The 15678-nt window shown below is 62.7% G+C and carries 16 protein-coding genes; 10 read left to right on the top strand and 6 right to left on the bottom strand.

The window, feature by feature from the left end; all coding sequences use genetic code 11:
* Window positions 1-129 precede the first annotated feature (129 nt).
* From FF124_RS11305 to upp, 3 genes are all read left to right on the top strand, one after another.
* The gene (locus FF124_RS11305) at window positions 130-1350 is read left to right on the top strand and encodes a phosphopentomutase (protein ID WP_138748603.1); all 1221 of its coding nucleotides are present in this window, start codon (window positions 130-132) and stop codon (window positions 1348-1350) included.
* Window positions 1347-2315 (top strand): adenosine deaminase, encoded by a 969-nt coding sequence (locus tag FF124_RS11300; RefSeq protein ID WP_138748602.1) that lies wholly within the window; start codon window positions 1347-1349, stop codon window positions 2313-2315. The genes FF124_RS11305 and FF124_RS11300 overlap by 4 nt, the downstream gene beginning before the upstream one ends.
* A 114-nt stretch (window positions 2316-2429) precedes the next feature.
* Window positions 2430-3059 (top strand): uracil phosphoribosyltransferase, encoded by a 630-nt coding sequence (upp, locus tag FF124_RS11295; RefSeq protein ID WP_024708973.1) that lies wholly within the window; start codon window positions 2430-2432, stop codon window positions 3057-3059.
* A gap of 235 nt (window positions 3060-3294) precedes the next feature.
* Here upp and FF124_RS11290 read toward each other — a convergent pair whose 3' ends face one another.
* Both FF124_RS11290 and FF124_RS11285 read right to left on the bottom strand, forming a co-directional pair.
* Window positions 3295-3747, bottom strand: coding sequence for a GNAT family N-acetyltransferase (locus tag FF124_RS11290; RefSeq protein ID WP_187326904.1), 453 nt, complete (start codon window positions 3745-3747; stop codon window positions 3295-3297).
* A complete protein-coding gene (locus FF124_RS11285) occupies window positions 3744-4694 on the bottom strand; it encodes an aldo/keto reductase (protein ID WP_138748601.1) in 951 nt (316 codons plus the stop codon). The genes FF124_RS11290 and FF124_RS11285 overlap by 4 nt, the downstream gene beginning before the upstream one ends.
* Before the next feature lie 170 nt (window positions 4695-4864).
* On the opposite strand from FF124_RS11285, the gene FF124_RS11280 reads away from it, so the two are divergent.
* From FF124_RS11280 to ybaK, 3 genes are all read left to right on the top strand, one after another.
* On the top strand, window positions 4865-5854 hold the full coding sequence (locus FF124_RS11280; protein WP_138748600.1) for a Gfo/Idh/MocA family protein: 990 nt from the start codon (window positions 4865-4867) through the stop codon (window positions 5852-5854).
* 231 nt (window positions 5855-6085) lie between these two features.
* Window positions 6086-6439 carry an ArsC family reductase gene (locus FF124_RS11275; RefSeq protein ID WP_138748599.1) on the top strand — a complete coding sequence of 118 codons (354 nt, stop codon included), beginning with the start codon at window positions 6086-6088 and terminating at the stop codon, window positions 6437-6439.
* Between the two features lie 4 nt (window positions 6440-6443).
* Window positions 6444-6917, top strand: a complete 474-nt coding sequence (gene ybaK / locus FF124_RS11270) for a Cys-tRNA(Pro) deacylase (protein WP_138748598.1) — start codon at window positions 6444-6446, stop codon at window positions 6915-6917.
* A 3-nt stretch (window positions 6918-6920) separates the two neighbouring features.
* On the opposite strand, the gene FF124_RS11265 is transcribed toward ybaK, so the two are convergent.
* Window positions 6921-7697, bottom strand: coding sequence for a hypothetical protein (locus FF124_RS11265; protein ID WP_138748597.1), 777 nt, complete (start codon window positions 7695-7697; stop codon window positions 6921-6923).
* Between the two features lie 52 nt (window positions 7698-7749).
* Window positions 7750-8538, bottom strand: coding sequence for a hypothetical protein (locus tag FF124_RS11260; protein WP_138748596.1), 789 nt, complete (start codon window positions 8536-8538; stop codon window positions 7750-7752).
* A 182-nt stretch (window positions 8539-8720) separates the two neighbouring features.
* On the opposite strand from FF124_RS11260, the gene FF124_RS11255 reads away from it, so the two are divergent.
* Window positions 8721-9977, top strand: coding sequence for an aminopeptidase (locus FF124_RS11255; RefSeq protein ID WP_138748595.1), 1257 nt, complete (start codon window positions 8721-8723; stop codon window positions 9975-9977).
* Between the two features lie 70 nt (window positions 9978-10047).
* Here the strand turns inward: FF124_RS11255 and xseA are convergent, their stop codons facing one another.
* Complete coding sequence (gene xseA, locus FF124_RS11250) at window positions 10048-11532, bottom strand: exodeoxyribonuclease VII large subunit (RefSeq protein ID WP_138748594.1); 1485 nt, start codon at window positions 11530-11532, stop codon at window positions 10048-10050.
* A 111-nt stretch (window positions 11533-11643) separates the two neighbouring features.
* On the opposite strand from xseA, the gene FF124_RS11245 reads away from it, so the two are divergent.
* The 3 genes from FF124_RS11245 to FF124_RS11235 are packed head-to-tail and all read left to right on the top strand — an operon-like array spanning window position 11644 to window position 13542.
* Window positions 11644-11907 (top strand): spike base protein, RCAP_Rcc01079 family, encoded by a 264-nt coding sequence (locus FF124_RS11245; protein ID WP_138748593.1) that lies wholly within the window; start codon window positions 11644-11646, stop codon window positions 11905-11907.
* Window positions 11904-13196 carry a phage head spike fiber domain-containing protein gene (locus FF124_RS11240; protein WP_138748592.1) on the top strand — a complete coding sequence of 431 codons (1293 nt, stop codon included), beginning with the start codon at window positions 11904-11906 and terminating at the stop codon, window positions 13194-13196. The genes FF124_RS11245 and FF124_RS11240 overlap by 4 nt, the downstream gene beginning before the upstream one ends.
* Entirely contained in the window at window positions 13189-13542 is a 354-nt protein-coding gene (locus FF124_RS11235; protein ID WP_138748591.1) for a hypothetical protein, read from the top strand. Before FF124_RS11240 ends, FF124_RS11235 begins: the two co-directional genes overlap by 8 nt.
* Window positions 13543-13642: 100 nt before the next feature.
* Here FF124_RS11235 and dnaA read toward each other — a convergent pair whose 3' ends face one another.
* Window positions 13643-15133, bottom strand: a complete 1491-nt coding sequence (gene dnaA, locus FF124_RS11230) for a chromosomal replication initiator protein DnaA (protein ID WP_425462531.1) — start codon at window positions 15131-15133, stop codon at window positions 13643-13645.
* Between the last annotated feature and the right edge of the window lie 545 nt (window positions 15134-15678).

Genomic DNA, 15678 nt, shown 5'->3' with positions numbered 1-15678 from the left:
AAACATGGTTATCATCTTCTAAACACATGGAAACCGGCTCTGGTTCCCCGGCCCGCAAGGGCGTTTGCCATCAGGAATGCCAGACGATAGAAGAGGAAAACGATTTGTCAGCGCAGGATTGAGCGTCCGATGGCCCGTGCCTTTCTCTATGTTCTCGATTCCTTCGGCATCGGCGGCGCGCCGGATGCGAAGGCCTATGGTGATCTCGGCGCCGATACGCTCGGCCATATTGCCGAGTTCTGCGCCGCGGGCCTCGGCGATCGGGCGGGCCTGCGCTCCGGCCCGCTGAAACTGCCCAATCTTTCCGCGCTCGGCCTTCTGGAGGCGGCGAAGCTCGCGGCCCGCCATTATCCCGTCGGCATGGAGCAACCGGAGCGGCTTCTGGGGCGCTACGGCGCGGCGAGCGAGGTTTCGCGCGGCAAGGACACGCCCTCGGGCCATTGGGAGATTGCCGGCACGCCGGTGATGTTCGACTGGGGCTATTTTCCCGATCAGCCGGACTGTTTTCCGCAGCAGCTTCTCGACGCGATCTACCGCGAGGCCGGCATTTCCGGCAGCCTCGGCAATTGCCACGCTTCGGGCACGGAGATCATCAAGCGCTTCGGTCAGGAACATGTCTGGACGCGGCGGCCAATCTTCTACACTTCTGCCGACAGCGTGTTCCAGATCGCCGCCCACGAATATCATTTCGGCCTCGAGCGACTGCTGAAACTCTGCGAAGTCGTGCGCGAGCTGACCTATGACCTCAATATCGGCAGGGTGATCGCGCGCCCCTTCATCGGGGAGACCGCCGAGACCTTCAAGCGCACCGGCAACCGCCGTGACCTCTCGATCGCCCCGCCGGAGGAAACGCTGCTCGACCGGCTGAAGGCCGCGGGCCGCAACGTTCTCGCCGTCGGCAAGATCTCCGACATCTTCGCCGGTAAGGGCGTGACCCGCCTGATCAAGGCAGACGGCAATGATGCGCTGGTGACGGCCAGCATGAAAGCCATGGACGAGGCGGGCGAGGGCGACCTGGTGTTCACCAATCTCGTCGATTTCGACATGGTCTACGGCCACCGCCGGGATGTGCCGGGCTATGCGGCCGCACTCGAGGCGTTCGATGCCCGCATCGAGGAGATTGCTGCCAGAATGAGGCCGGGCGATATCGCGGTGCTGACGGCGGACCACGGCTGCGACCCGACCTGGCGCGGCTCCGACCACACCCGCGAGCGCGTGCCGGTTCTCGTCTTCGGCCCGGGCCTCCAGTCGGGATCGCTGGGCCTGCGCGAGACCTATGCGGACATCGGCGAGAGCATCGCCCATCACCTCGGGCTCGGGCCCGGCAGATACGGAGCATCCTTCCTGTGACGACACCGAAAGCCGAACTCCATTGCCATATCGAAGGGGCGACGCCGCCGGCCCTTGCCGCGCGCCTTGCGACAAAATACGGCATCGATCTGTCCGCCTGGCTCAGGGACGGCCGCTATGTCTGGCATGACTTTTCGAGCTTCATTGCCTGTTATGCCGCAATCGCCAATGTTTTTCGGGCCGAGGAGGATTTCGCGGATCTCGCCGAGACCTATCTCGGCGAGCTTGCCGCCGACGGCGCGATCTATTCCGAACTTTTCGTTTCGCCCGAACAGGGACTTGCCGCCGGTCTTTCCCGCGATGCCTATATGCGCGCGATCACGGCGGGCATCGAGGCGGCGAAGGCGAAGACCGGGATCGAGTGCCGCATGGTGATGATCGGCGAGCGGCATATGGGACCGGAACAGGTGGAGGGGGCGGCGCGCTACGCCGTTTCCTGCGGCTTTCCGCTGATCACCGGTTTCAACATGGCGGGCGACGAGCGCATGGGCTGCGTCGCCGATTACGCGCGCGCCTTCGACATTGCCCGCGATGGCGGACTGAAGCTGACGATCCATGCCGGCGAAGTCTGTGGGCCGGGTTCCGTGCGTGATGCGCTGGACCTCGTGCGGCCCGACCGGATCGGCCACGGCGTCAGGGCCGTGGAGGAACCGGCGCTTGTCCGCCGGCTGGCCGATGAGGGCGTGGTGCTGGAGGTCTGCCCCGGTTCCAATATCGCGCTTTCCGTCTATCCGGACTTTCGCGCCCATCCGCTGCGCCGGCTGGTTGACGCGGGCGTTCGGGTGACGCTCAATTCCGACGATCCGCCCTTCTTCGGCACGTCGCTGGCGCGCGAATACGAGATTGCGGAAAGCGAACTGGGTTTTTCGCCCGAAGAGACCGCCCGGATGACGGAAACGGCGATTGCCGCCGCCTTTGTCGATGAGGAAACGCGCGAAAGGCTTTTTGCCCGGCTGCGCGGCTGAAACAGTGGAAAAATCGGCGTTTCGGCCCGAAGGCGGGCGCGGTGCTTGCCGCGCCGGTCCCTTTTGCGCCATAGAAGGGTTCAGCACGAAAAGATCAAAGCGGGATTGAAGCTCATGGACGGCGTAACGGTCATCGACCACCCCCTGGTTCAACACAAGCTGACGAAGATGCGTCAGAAGGACACGTCCACGGCGGGCTTCCGCAGGCTGCTTCGCGAGATTTCGACGCTGCTCTGCTATGAGGTGACGCGCGATCTCGAACTCACTATGGAGACGATCGAGACGCCGCTGACAACGATGGAAGCACCGGTTCTGGAAGGCAAGAAACTGGTCTTCGCCTCCATCCTGCGCGCCGGCAACGGTCTGCTGGAAGGCATGCTCGACCTCGTTCCCTCTGCCCGCGTCTCCCATATCGGCGTCTACCGCGACCATGAAACGCTGGAGGCGATCGAATATTTCTTCAAGGCGCCGGAGGATATCGGCGAGCGGCTGGTGATCGTCGTTGACCCGATGCTGGCGACCGGCAATTCGTCGATTGCCGCGATCGACCGGCTGAAGGAACGCGGCGTTTCCAATATCCGCTTCCTCTGCCTCCTGGCCGCGCCCGAGGGGATCGAGCATTTCCGCAACAGCCATCCGGACGTGCCGGTCTACACCGCCGCCATCGACAGCCATCTGAACGAGAAGGGCTATATCGTTCCCGGGTTGGGCGATGCCGGCGACCGGATGTACGGCACCAAGTAAGGGACCGTTGTTTTATCGACAACCCTTGTCATTTCACTCCGCGTCATCCTCGGGCTTGACCCGGGGATCCAGGCCACATGGCTGTTCTCGCGAAAAACAATTGAAATTCAGGTCATCAAGCCGCCTGGATGCTCGGATCAAGTCCGAGCATGACACCTATTGGGAGATCAGTGAAGGCCGCAACCTGTGCACCCACGGGCTCGTCAGCGGTCTGACGGAATCAGACAAGCCGCCTTCACCCCTTCAGCGGCAGGCGGTAGCGGACGAAATCATCGGCCTTGTCATAGCGGTCGTAGAGCCTGCGCGCGGTCTCGTTGCCGGAATTGGTGTGCCAGTAGAGATTGGTCCAGCCATCGCGTTGACCCATCGCGATCAGGTCGTCGATCAGCCGCCTGCCGATCCCGCGTCCGCGCATGGTTTCGTCCACGAACAGGTCTTCCAGATAGCAGGCGGGCTCGATCGCCCAGGTGCGCGGATGGAGAATACAGGTGGCAAAGCCGACCGGCTTGTCACCGACAATTGCGAGCCGGGTGAAAACGGGAACGATCGGGTCGGTAATGCGCGACCATGTGGTTTCGGTCACTTCCGGACCGATCGCGCTGCCGTAGAAGGTCAGGTAACCCTGCCAGAGGTCAACCCAGCCCGGCTTGTCCGCGGCCACTGCCGTGCGGATGGTTATGCTGCTCATTCGCCGGCTTCCTGAAGCATCTGCAGCGCTTCGTGCGAAAGCTCGATCTCCGGCGCGCGCAGGAGCGTGTCCATCTGCTCGAGCCGCGAGGCGCTGGCGATCGGCGCGGTGACGCCGCGCCTGGTCATCAGCCAGGCCAGCGCGATCGCCGCCGGATGCTCTCCGGTATCGGCGGAAACCGTCTCCAGCGCCTTGAGGATCCGCTTTCCGCGATCGTCGAAATACTTCGCCACACCGCCGCCGCGCGCGCTGCCCGCAGTGTCGTCGGCGGATTTGTACTTGCCGGTGAGAAAGCCGGATGCGAGGCTGAAATAGGTGATCACGCCGATATCGTGTTCGACGCAGAGTTCCGCCAGAGCGCCTTCGAAACTGGAACGGGCATAGAGGTTATATTCCGGCTGCAGCACGTCATATCGCGCCCGGCCGGTATGTTCGGCGACTCTCAGCGCCTCCTCAAGCTGCGCCGCGTCCAGGTTCGACGCGCCGATGGCGCGAACCTTGCCCTGCTCGCGCAGCTTGGTGAAGGCGCCGATCGTCTCATCATACTCGGTTTCGGGATCCGGCCAGTGCGCGAGGTAGACGTCGAGATAGTCGGTCTGCAGCCGGCGGAGCGAATCTTCCACGGCCTGCATGATCCAGCCTTCCTTCAGCCCCTTCTTGCCGGGCCCCATTTCCGAGCCGACCTTGGTGATGATCACCACGTCCTCGCGTTTCACGCCGCCGCGCTTCAGCCAGTTGCCGATGATCGTTTCCGACTCGCCCCCGTTGTTGCCCTCGACCCAGGCGGAATAGACATCGGCCGTGTCGATGGCGTTGAAGCCGGCGCCGACGAAACGGTCAAGCAGCGCAAAGGAGGTCTGTTCATCGGCCGTCCAGCCGAACACATTGCCGCCGAAGACAACGGGCGAGATATCGATATTCGTTCTTCCAAGTCTTCGCATATGCATGGTTTCCTCCCGGTGCTGGTGCCGTCGCTGTTCCTAACGTAGGTTGCCGGCCGCTGCATGGCAATGGAACGACCGGCAAAGCGCAAGCGCGAAACGCGCAACCGGGCCGCTTGCGCACTTGCCTGCCGGTTCCTATGCTGGCTCTCGAAATAACAGGTGAGGAACTCCCAATGTTGCGTTTTGGTATTGTCTCGACCGCCAAGATCGGTCGCGAACTCGTTGTGCCGGCAATCGTCGACGCGGAAAATGCTGTGCTTGCCGCCGTCGCCAGCCGTGACCTGGACCGGGCGAAGGCGCTGGCGACCCGTTTCGGCGCGCCGCATGCCTTCGCGTCCTACGAGGAGATGCTGGCGAGCGATACGATCGACGCGGTCTATATCCCGCTGCCGACCTCCCAGCATGTGGAATGGGCGATCAAGGCGGCGGATGCCGGCAAACATGTTCTGGTGGAAAAGCCGCTGGCGCTGAAGGCAGAAGATATTGAACCTGTGATCGCCGCGCGCGACCGCAACAAGGTGCTGATCAGCGAAGCCTTCATGGTCACCTATGCGCCGGTCTGGACCAAGGTGCGCGCGCTCCTGGCCGATGGCGCGATCGGCGAGCTGCAGCATGTGCAGGGGGCATTCTCCTATTTCCTGCGCGATGCGACCAATATGCGCAATATTCCCGAACTTGGCGGCGGCGGCCTGCCGGATATCGGCGTCTATCCGACGGTGACGACCCGTTTTGCCACCGGAGAGGAGCCCGAACGGCTGCAGGCGACGGTGCGCTATGACAGCGAATTCGGCACGGATATCTATGCCTCCGTCAAGGCGGAATTCCCCGGCTTCGAGATGAGCTTCTACGTCTCCACCCAGCTTGCCAACCGCCAGACCATGGCTTTCCACGGCACCAAGGGGCTGATCGAGGTTGTCTCGCCCTTCAACGCCAATCGCTGGGGCGAGGAGACGGTGCTGCTCTCCAACCAGAGCCATTCCGAAACCCAGGCGTTCCGCTTCCAGGACAGCCGGCAATATGTCCGCGAGGTCGAGGCGTTTTCGAAGGCGGCAGCCGGCGGTGAGGTCGAAGTATTCTCGCTCGAGGATTCGGTGAAGAACCAGCGGGTGATCGACGCGACCTACCGCGCCGGCAAGCTGGACGGCGGCTGGGAAACGGTTTGATCGCTGACTGACCGCTCTATTTCCTTCCGTCACCCCGGCCCTGAGCCGGGGCCCAGGGCCAGGGGGCAGGGCATATCCGTGTGACCCTGGATGCCGGCTCAAGGCCGGCATGACGGAGAAATAGAGTGCCAAACCGTGTCGGCAGCGGCCGATCATTCACTAAAGGACGGCAGCGTGGCGGGCCCATTATGTGTGCGCGGCCTCAGCCCACCGATTGCGAGGACCAAGGCCATGGCGACGACGCTTTACGGCATTAAAAACTGCGACACGATGAAGAAGGCCTGGACCTGGCTTGACGGGCACGACGTCGCCTATGCGTTCCACGACTACAAGAAGGCCGGCATCGATCGCGATCATCTTTCGCGCTGGTGCGACGAGGCAGGATGGGAAAAGGTGCTGAACCGCGCCGGCATGACCTTCCGCAAGCTGGACGACGCCGAAAAGCATGATCTCGACCGGGACAAGGCGATCGCGCTGATGCTCGCCAAACCGTCGATGATCAAGCGTCCGGTGCTGGAGGATGGCGACCGGCTGATCGTCGGTTTCAAGCCAGACGATTACGCGGCGTTTTTCGGCAAGGACTGAGGCGATGGCGAAAACCACGCAGGCGACCCGGTTTCTCGACAAGGCCCGCGTCAGCTACACGATCCAGCAATATGACTATGACCCGAACGCCTTCAAGGTAGGGCTGCAGGCGGCAGAGGCCATCGGCGAGCCGGCCGAGCGGGTGCTGAAAACGCTGATGGCCGAGGTCGACGGCAAGCCGGTCTGCGCCGTTCTGCCGTCCAATGCCGAAGTCTCGATGAAGAAGCTTGCCGCGATCTTCAAGGGCAAGCATGCGCATATGCTGGATGTGCCCGCCGCCGAGCGGCTTTCCGGCTATCACGTCGGCGGCATCTCGCCCTTCGGCCAGAGAAAGCGCGTGCCGGTGGACTTTGAAGCCGCCGCCCTTGGCCACCCCTACGTGATCATGAATGGCGGCCAGCGCGGCCTTCAGGTGAAGCTGGCGCCGGCCGATGCGGTGAAAGCGCTCGGCGCGGAAACGGCGGGCATTATCGCATAAGCCTCAGATCGGATCGCCCCGTGCTGCCTCTTGCGCCTTTGCCAGCGCTTCGGGCGTGAAGGCCGAGCAGGGCGGGCTTGTCTCGATCACGGCATAGAGGTCATTGCGCGCGATGGCGTCCTCGACAAAGGCGAGCCGGTCCTTGCCCTGAAGCGCGATCACAGTGTCGCGCAGGATCGGCGCCGGCTCGTTGCCGTAGCGGCGTGCCTGCCGGGCTTCGACATAATAGCGGATATCCGGATTGAGCCGAATGTCGGACCAGTCCTCGACCTCCGAAAGTGCCGGAAGCGCGAAGGAGTTTCCGGTTGCGGCATAGCTGACGAGCCTGTCGAGAAGCCCCATGATGCGGCTTTCTTCCGCGTTGATGTACGGACGACCAGGTTTGCCGCAGAACAGACCTTCGGTCGGTGTTGCAAAATCGTAGGAATAAAGTTCGCGCAGTTCCTCGGTCACCTCGATGACGATGCAGAACGAAGAGGCTGCGCGGTTGGTCTCAAGCACATGATGCTTCCAGACTTCCAGTCCTTCCTTGAACTCATGCGTGAAAGCGAATTCGGGATAGCGTCGGTTGTAGATCAGATACTCGAACACGATTTCGGCAGAGCAATTATTAATTCCAGCCCCCATTGCTTCCAGATCGGCAATCATGGCGTCCTCTTCTGCGCTGTACTCGTCCATAAAATCCGGATGAGGGTGGTCCGCGAAAGACCAGTTTTCGGTTGCCTGGACCGGCACGAAGATCGTGAACAGAAGCAGACAAGCCGCAGATAGTGAACGCATTCGACCTCTCCCCGCAAATCCCTGTGGTGCTCGGTCAGCAAGGCCAGTCAGATCAATGCCGCCATATAGTCTCAACATCCAGCGCCCCTTTCGGCACGATCTCGTCGGACCACGGCGTGCATTCCGGCGAGGTTTCGATCACCCCGTGAAGATCGTTCCGCCCATAGGCCTTTTCGACGTCATCGAACCTTTCCTGCCCCATATCAGCGATCACGATCTCCCTGAATTCCGGTGAAAGGGGCTTGCCGGTCTGCCAGGCGAGCGTGCGTTCGAGAAAATAGCGGATATCCGGGTTGAACCGCGTCGTCACCGTGTCCTCCCCCAGCCGGAGGAAGGCCTCGACGGCGTCCCTGTTCAGCGTTCCGGCATATTCCGTCATTTTTGCCAGCAGCGCTGACAACCGTTGTTCGGCCTCGGATGTCGGTTCCCGCGCGAGCTTTCCGCAAAAGAGGTCGGGAAAGGGCCCCTCATTGAAAAGAAGGTCATCAATGGCAACTTCCAGCAGGCTGACAACGCAGCCGCTCGCGTCATTGCTGCCAAGGCTGACCATGTAATCCATCCACTGTTTCAGGGCGACATCGGTCGGAGCGCCGGCGGCGTAATTCGGATAGTGCGCCTTGTAGATGGCGAATGCCGCCTGAAGCCGGGCGGGGCAGCGCCGCGGCCAGTCAAGATCGTCCGCTTGGCGGAGACGATCCCTTTCGGAAGGGGTAAGCTGGTCGCCATAGGGTTGTGGGTGTTCATCGAAGGACCAGGACGGTTCATTGGCGGCCAACGGGCCGGCTGCCGAGAGAAGGGCCGCGAAAAGACTGAGAGCCAGAGCTTCTGATCGAAAGGACATTCCTCGCCGTCTCCCTTCGCTGGCGGAGATATTACCTAGGGTTGAGTTGAGGCTACTTTCAATCACATGTCAAGCGATGAACGGTGGGCGAAAGGGGCCTTGTTTGTATCGCGACGGCGCTTCAATTCTCGTTCAAACCACACTAGATAGGTCTCAAGACAAACCAATTGCGTGAGGCCCTCATGACCGTCGAGACCAGACTTCCCCATCCCATCGATCTCAAAGCGCTGGAAAAACTGGCGGAAGTGGCGGTGCATGTCGGCCTCAATCTGGCGGAAGGGCAGGATCTGGTGATGACCGCGCCGATCGAGGCGCAGCCGCTGACGCGGCTGATCACGCGCCATGCCTACCGGGCCGGCGCCGGCGTGGTGACGACGATCTTCTCCGATCCGCAGGCAATGCTGGAGCGTTTTGAAAACGCCCATGATGCGAGTTTCGACAAGGCGGCGAACTGGCTCTACGAGGGCATGGGCATGGCCTACGCGCGTGGTGCTGCGCGGCTTGCGATCGCGGGCGACGATCCGATGCTGCTTGCCGCCCAGGACCCGGAAAAGGTCTCGCGTGCCAACCGGGCGAATTCGGCCGCCTATAAGCCGGCGCTGGAAAAAATCGCCGGCTTCGATATCAACTGGAACATCGTCTCCTATCCCTCGCTGGCCTGGGCCAAGACGGTGTTTCCCGATGACCCGGACGCTATGGCGGTGGCGAAGCTGGCGAAGGCGATCTTCGCGGCTTCGCGTGTCGACCGGCCGGACCCGATCGCGGCCTGGAAGGAGCATAACGACAATCTCCATGCCCGTTCGGCCTGGCTCAATGGCAAGCGCTTCTCGGCGCTGCGCTACCAGGGGCCGGGAACCGATCTCACCATCGGCCTTGCCGACGAACATGAATGGAGCGGCGGCGCTTCGATGGCCAAGAACGGCATCATCTGCAATCCGAACATCCCGACCGAGGAAGTGTTCACCACGCCGCACCGGCTCAGGGTCGAAGGTCACGTCTCCTCAACCAAGCCGCTGTCCCATCAGGGCACGCTGATCGACGATATCCGCGTTCAGTTCGAGGGCGGGCGGATCGTGCATGCGGCGGCGGCCAAGGGCGGCGACGTCCTGAACAAGGTGCTTGACACGGATGAAGGGGCGCGCCGTCTCGGCGAAGTAGCGCTGGTGCCGCATTCCTCGCCGATCTCGGCAAGCGGCATCCTGTTCTACAACACGCTGTTCGACGAGAACGCCTCCTGCCATATCGCGCTCGGCCAGTGCTATTCGAAATGCTTCATCGACGGCGACAAGCTTTCCGCCGAGGAGATTGCTGCCAGGGGCGGCAATTCCTCGCTGATCCATATCGACTGGATGATCGGCTCGGACAAGATCGACATTGACGGGCTCGATGCCGACGGCAATGCCACGCCGGTGATGCGCGGCGGCGAATGGGCCGACTGAGGGCGCGTTCGGCTCTGTCCTTGAGCAACCCCGGCTCCGTGCCGGGGCCTTCGGCCGTATTAGGAGCCGCTCAGAACAGGCTGCCCTGTTCGGGCGGCTTTGTTTTGGCGGCAGGCTTCTTCCGCGGCCGCTTCGGTTCTTCGGGCGTCGCCGTTTCTTTAGCCGGCTCTGTGGTTGCGGCAACACTTTCGCCCGTTACCGCACTGACGCGGCCATCGGCGAATTCGATTTCGACCGCCTTGCCCTGATCGAGACCTTCGGCGCGTGAAATCGGCCTGTTCGCATCGTCGCGGATCACGGCAAAGCCGCGCGCCAGCACGTTCCTGTAGGATAGGGAATTCAACACGCGGTGCTGGCTCGCAAGGGTGGCGCGATAAGTCTTGAGGTTTGCGGTGATCGCCGTGTCGGCGCGGGCGGCAAGCACCAAGACCTGCTCGCGGTCGCGCGCCACCATCATCGAAAGCCGCTGCGGCATGCCGGAAAGGCCGGAGGCGCTGCGCTCGAATGTCCGGCGCTTGTTGATCGTGTTGAGTTCCAGCGCCCGCGTGAGCCGCAGCGCGGCCTCGTCAAAACGGCGGCGCGGAAGCGCCAGCAACTGGTCGAGCGAGGGCAGACCACGTGCTAGGCCGGTCAGCGTCTGGCGACGGAAGTCCATCAGCCGCGTCATGGCCGAGGAGAGCCGCGCGGCCTGTCGCGCCTGGTCGGCGACGAGTTCCGCTTTCACCGGAACCGCGCGTTCGGCAGCGCCCGTCGGCGTTGGCGCGCGGTAGTCGGCTGCGTGATCGATCAGCGTCCAGTCCGTTTCGTGGCCGACGGCGGAAATCAGCGGAATGTCGCTTTCATAGGCCGCGCGCACTACGGCCTCGTCGTTGAAGCCCCATAGATCTTCCAGCGAACCGCCGCCGCGCGCGACGATCAGGACATCCGGCCGCTCGATCGGGCCGTCCGGCTGCAGCGCGTTGAAGCCGCGAATAGCGGCGGCCACGGCATCGCCGGAACCCTCGCCCTGGACCTTGACCGGCCAGACGACGACATGAACGGGAAAGCGATCGGTGATGCGGTGGAGAATGTCGCGGATGACCGCGCCGGTGGGCGAAGTGACGACGCCGACGACGCGCGGCATGAAGGGGATCGGCTTCTTGGCCTCCGCGTCGAACAGACCCTCGGCGGCGAGTTTCTTGCGCCGCTCCTCCAGGAGCGCCATCAACGCGCCGGCGCCGGCGGGCTCCAGCGATTCGATGACGATCTGATATTTCGAGGCGCCGGGGAAGGTGGTGACCTTGCCTGTCGCAATCACCTCCATGCCTTCTTCCGGCTTGATTTTCAGGCCGGAAAACACGCCGCGCCAGATCACTGCGTCGATGCGCGCGCGCTCGTCCTTCAGCGAAAAATAGGCATGTCCAGAGGAGTGCCGGCCGCGAAAGCCCGAGATCTCGCCGCGCAGTCGAATGCGGTCGAACCGGTCCTCAACCGTGCGTTTGATCGAGCCGGAGAGCTCCGAAACGGTAAACTCGGTCAGGTTTGTGGCTGATTCGGCGTCAAAAAGATTGCTCATGGCCTCAGTCTAGCCGATTGATCCCCGTCTTTCACCGTTGTTCCCCTGAAATCCCCGCCCGCTGCGGCTCTGGCAGACTCTCCGAAATCAACGTCTAACAGGAGAACTGCCATGACAGATCGTTTTTCCTCACGCAATGCCACGCCGACCAGTCCGGCCTATGATGGTTTCCAGATTACCCCCGATGACGCCGTGCCGCTGGAAGAGGTCACGCGGGCCGTTTATGTCGGCATCGGCGGCAACATGACCGCGACCTTGATCTCCGGCGAAACCGTGACCTTCGAGAACCTGCCCTCCGGCTTTGTTCTGCCGGTTCGCATCAGCCATGTGCTTGTGACCGGCACGACAGCAGGCGCACTGGTGGGGCTGGTATGAGGATCGCGAACGAAATATCCGTGCCGGGCGCTGATCAGGGCGCCGGCGGGTTTCAGGTCGCGCCGGACCTTCGAGCCGATGCAGCCGGCGGCGGCGGGAATTTCGGACCGGCAGCGGTGCTCGATTTTGCCGGCAGCCAGTATGCCCTGACGCGTATCCCGTTATCCGGCATCGCTCCGGCGTCACCGTCCGAACTGGCGATCCTCTCCGCCGTTCCCTTCGATCGTCTGGTCTCTTTCACCCGCCCCGGCAGTGCCACCTATGTCGATCCTGACGGCGTGATCAGGGTTGCGGCGGCAAACATGCCGCGCTTCGACCACACCAACGGGCGGCGGCAATTGCTCCTCGAAGGGCCGGCGACCAACAAGGTGCTGTGCAACAACGCCAATCCGACCGATCTGAACGGGATGGGCGGCTCCGGCGCGCCGGCTGTGCTTTCGGTCGTTGACGATACGGCCGCCCTTTCCGCCGCAGGGCTTTCCGCGATCTGCGCGTCCGGAAAGGTCTACAGGCTGGACAACACGGCCGGGACGGCGGATGCCTTTGCCGTTGCGGCGGGGGATGCGGGCAACACGGCACTTCACTCGATCTCGGCCTATGTGCGCGTGGCGGCGGGCGAGGGCTATCTGCGTATCAGCGGTGTGGTCAACAGCCCCAGTTTTACGAATGCCGCCTATCAGCGGGTGACGCTCGACGGATACGCAACAACGACCGGCGCGACCTTCAGCGTCCGGGCGCGACCCGGCGCGGTGGTGTACTTCATCCTGCCCCAGCTCGAGCAGTCCGCGGTGACAAGCTCTCCCATTATCACAAGCGGCGGCAGCGCCGTCACCCGGCCGGCCGATAAGGCGCGGCTGAGCGGTCCTGTTACCGCGCTTCTTCAGCGGGACAAGGCTTCCATTCTGGTGCGGTTCGAAGCTCTGACCGGCTTTGTCGGCCGGATCGTCGGCGGGGCAAGCTACTATCCGCTGCTTGGCTATTCCGGAACCGATCTCGAGGTGGATCAGACCGCTGTGCTTGCCTCCGGCCTGTCCCGGCCATCGCCGCGCGCCGGCGCCGCCTTCGGTTTCGACAGGGCCGCCGACACGATCGGCGGCTCCTATAATGGCAATGCCGTGGTGACGGCAAGCCGGGAGCTTCTGTGCGACACGGCCAAAATCTATCTTGGCCGCGACGAGAACGCGACCACGGCCGAGCGCTTTGCCACCGGCTGGTACGATCAACTGGTGATCTGGCCGTTCCGGATGACGGATGCGGACCTCCAGGCAAAGGCGGTGCCCTATGCGTGATGTGTTTTTGAAGTTCGAAGACCATGCCGATGCTTTGACGGTGATCGAGGCCGCCGGGGTGACAGTTCCGGCCGAAGACGGCGAAATCCGCCTTGGCTACCGCGATACCGGCCTGCCCACGGGCATGCTGGCGCTCAAGCCTGTCGGCGCTGTCTGCGATGGTCTCGTCTATGCCCCGACCGGCGAGACCGTGACTGATGGCGACGGCGTTGAATATCCGGAGATGGCGGCCGTCGCCGGCTACCACGTCAATCTCCGTGTGGCCGAGGGCGCGACGCTGCCGGCAGAACTGGCGGCCCATGTGGTCGCGCCGGAGCCGGCAACGCCCGCCGAGCGCTTCGCCTGACGAAGCCAAAAGAAATGGCGGCCCGACGGGCCGCCATTCCTGATCTAATTATCTGATCATGAACTGGATCACGCTGCGACTGTCGCAGGCAGTGGCGAAGCTATTCGTTGATCAGCCGCTTCAGCAACTCGACTTCCTGCGAGAGCTTCTGGTCTTTTTCCAGAAGATCCTCGATCTTGCGCACCGCGTGCAGCACCGTGGTGTGATCACGTCCGCCGAAGCGGCGTCCGATTTCCGGGAAGGAGCGCGGCGTCATGGTTTTGGCGAGGAACATGGCGATCTGGCGCGGCTTGACGATCACCCGCGTACGGCGGTTGGAGACGAGCTCCTGGCGCGTCACGCAGTAGTGTCGGGCGACCACGCGCTGGATGTCTTCGATACGCACCCGCTTCGGCTCGCCCGTGCCGACAAGATGCACGAGCAGTTCGTCGACCCGTTCGATCGAAAGATCCGGCTCGAAGGAGCGGCGGAACAGCAACTGGTTGAATGCGCCCTCAAGTTCGCGACCGCTCGCCGTCACCTTGCGGGCGACATGATCCAGAACGTTCTCGGCGATGTCGATCGACGGGTCTTCCTGCCGGGCGAGGGCGAGCCTGCGCTTCAGCATTTCAAGCCGCATGGCATAATCCGGGGCTTCGATTTCAAGCGAGACGCCGCCGGTGAGCCGCGAGCGCACGCGCGGGTCAAGCGATTCGAGTTCCCAGGGAGCGCGATCGGCGGCGACCACGACCTGCTTGGCGCTGTCGAGCAGCGTGTTCAGCAGATGGCAGAATTCGTGCTGGATCATCTTGCCCTGCAGAAATTGCATGTCGTCGATCACCAGGAGATCGATGTTGCGCAGCGAATCCTTCAGCGTCAGCGCATCATTGTCACGGATCGCGGTGGCAAACTTCCACATGAAATACTCGGCCGTCAGATAGACAACGCGCTGCTTGTCCGGGGAGGCCAGAGCGGCGTTGGCGATGGCCTGCAGGAGGTGCGTTTTGCCGAGGCCGACGGAGGAATGAATGAAGAGCGGATTGAACCTGACTGCCGCCATGCCGGATTCTGCAATGGTCTTGGCCGCAGCGAAGGCCACACGATTTGACGACCCCTCGACGAAGCTGTCGAAGGTGAAGAAGGGGTCGAGCGGCGAGCCGAAAACGGTTCTGGCGCCATGGCCCGCGCCGCGGACCGGCCCGCTTTCGGGATCGGGCATCAGCGGCTGGTCGTTGACGGCGCGCGGAACCGGGCGGGCGATGGCCGTCTGCTGGGGCAGCACCGGCTTCGGCTTTTCCTCGTGCGCCTGCGGACGCTGGGCGCGCGTTGCCGAACGCACCAGCACCTCGACCTTGAGCACCTGCGGGCGCTCGGCGCGCGCCAGTTCGCACAAAAGATCGAGATAGTGGTTGTTGATCCACGACTTGAGGAATGCGGTCGGGACCGAGAAACGGATAACGCTCTTTGAAGAGGAGTGCAGCTTCAGCCGCCCGAACCAGCTTGCATAGACATCGGCGCCCACATGGGCCTTGAGCGCTGTGCAGAAGCGCTCGAAAAACTGATTGTCGGTACTCAAGGCCGCGTCCGGTGCTTCATCATGTTCCCCTTTCAAGACCTCTGAAGCGCCTGCACCCTGCTCAGGGCTCGAAGTCACCGTCCTCGTTCTCATTCCTTGCCGCCTTTCGAAAGTCATCACACAGGCGCAAGCGCTTTTTGCGCTCGCGGCCCGTTTTTCCCTTTGACCCCGGTCAGGGGCCTTTCGTTGAAACTGCCCGGGTCAAAGCCGGGCTTGGGACAATCCCTGCACAAGCCAGCGCCCTTCCTCGTAAAGGGTGATGCTGGCCGCAAAGTGTCCGGTCAGTCGTTCTTGTCCGTCTTGGTCCCCACTTGCTTTCCGGCCTGAAAAAGGCACACAATGACCGAACCGGATTTCACGAAGAAATCCGATGCGCAACCTATGATTGTTGGAAGGACGAAGCCAAAACGACCTCGCTTCCAGCTTCAGGAAGACAACACGCTCCTGGAGAACGCGCCCCTCCCGACAAGGTCGGGAGCTCAATCCGTCCGCTGATGTGGGAAGCATTTAGGCAAGAACGGCCGTCAATTTCAACAAGGAATTTTACGCGAATCGCCGCTGTCCGCATTGACTCAAGGGGG

Source organism: Martelella lutilitoris (assembly GCF_005924265.1).
Lineage (GTDB): Bacteria > Pseudomonadota > Alphaproteobacteria > Rhizobiales > Rhizobiaceae > Martelella > Martelella lutilitoris.
The sequence above is the reverse complement of the archived record's forward strand: the minus strand, read 5'-3'. Positions and strand labels throughout refer to the sequence as shown.

What these genes read in the sequence shown, in the direction of transcription:
- FF124_RS11275 (WP_138748599.1), top strand. Translation starts at nt 6,086, where the DNA reads ATGGCGACGACGCTTTACGGCATTAAAAACTGCGACACGATGAAGAAG.
- upp (WP_024708973.1), top strand. Translation starts at nt 2,430, where the DNA reads ATGGACGGCGTAACGGTCATCGACCACCCCCTGGTTCAACACAAGCTG.
- FF124_RS11245 (WP_138748593.1), top strand. Translation starts at nt 11,644, where the DNA reads ATGACAGATCGTTTTTCCTCACGCAATGCCACGCCGACCAGTCCGGCC.
- FF124_RS11285 (WP_138748601.1), bottom strand. Translation starts at nt 4,694, where the DNA reads ATGCATATGCGAAGACTTGGAAGAACGAATATCGATATCTCGCCCGTT.
- FF124_RS11290 (WP_187326904.1), bottom strand. Translation starts at nt 3,747, where the DNA reads ATGAGCAGCATAACCATCCGCACGGCAGTGGCCGCGGACAAGCCGGGC.
- xseA (WP_138748594.1), bottom strand. Translation starts at nt 11,532, where the DNA reads ATGAGCAATCTTTTTGACGCCGAATCAGCCACAAACCTGACCGAGTTT.
- FF124_RS11260 (WP_138748596.1), bottom strand. Translation starts at nt 8,538, where the DNA reads ATGTCCTTTCGATCAGAAGCTCTGGCTCTCAGTCTTTTCGCGGCCCTT.
- FF124_RS11265 (WP_138748597.1), bottom strand. Translation starts at nt 7,697, where the DNA reads ATGCGTTCACTATCTGCGGCTTGTCTGCTTCTGTTCACGATCTTCGTG.
- FF124_RS11280 (WP_138748600.1), top strand. Translation starts at nt 4,865, where the DNA reads ATGTTGCGTTTTGGTATTGTCTCGACCGCCAAGATCGGTCGCGAACTC.
- FF124_RS11255 (WP_138748595.1), top strand. Translation starts at nt 8,721, where the DNA reads ATGACCGTCGAGACCAGACTTCCCCATCCCATCGATCTCAAAGCGCTG.
- ybaK (WP_138748598.1), top strand. Translation starts at nt 6,444, where the DNA reads ATGGCGAAAACCACGCAGGCGACCCGGTTTCTCGACAAGGCCCGCGTC.
- FF124_RS11235 (WP_138748591.1), top strand. Translation starts at nt 13,189, where the DNA reads ATGCGTGATGTGTTTTTGAAGTTCGAAGACCATGCCGATGCTTTGACG.
- FF124_RS11240 (WP_138748592.1), top strand. Translation starts at nt 11,904, where the DNA reads ATGAGGATCGCGAACGAAATATCCGTGCCGGGCGCTGATCAGGGCGCC.
- FF124_RS11305 (WP_138748603.1), top strand. Translation starts at nt 130, where the DNA reads ATGGCCCGTGCCTTTCTCTATGTTCTCGATTCCTTCGGCATCGGCGGC.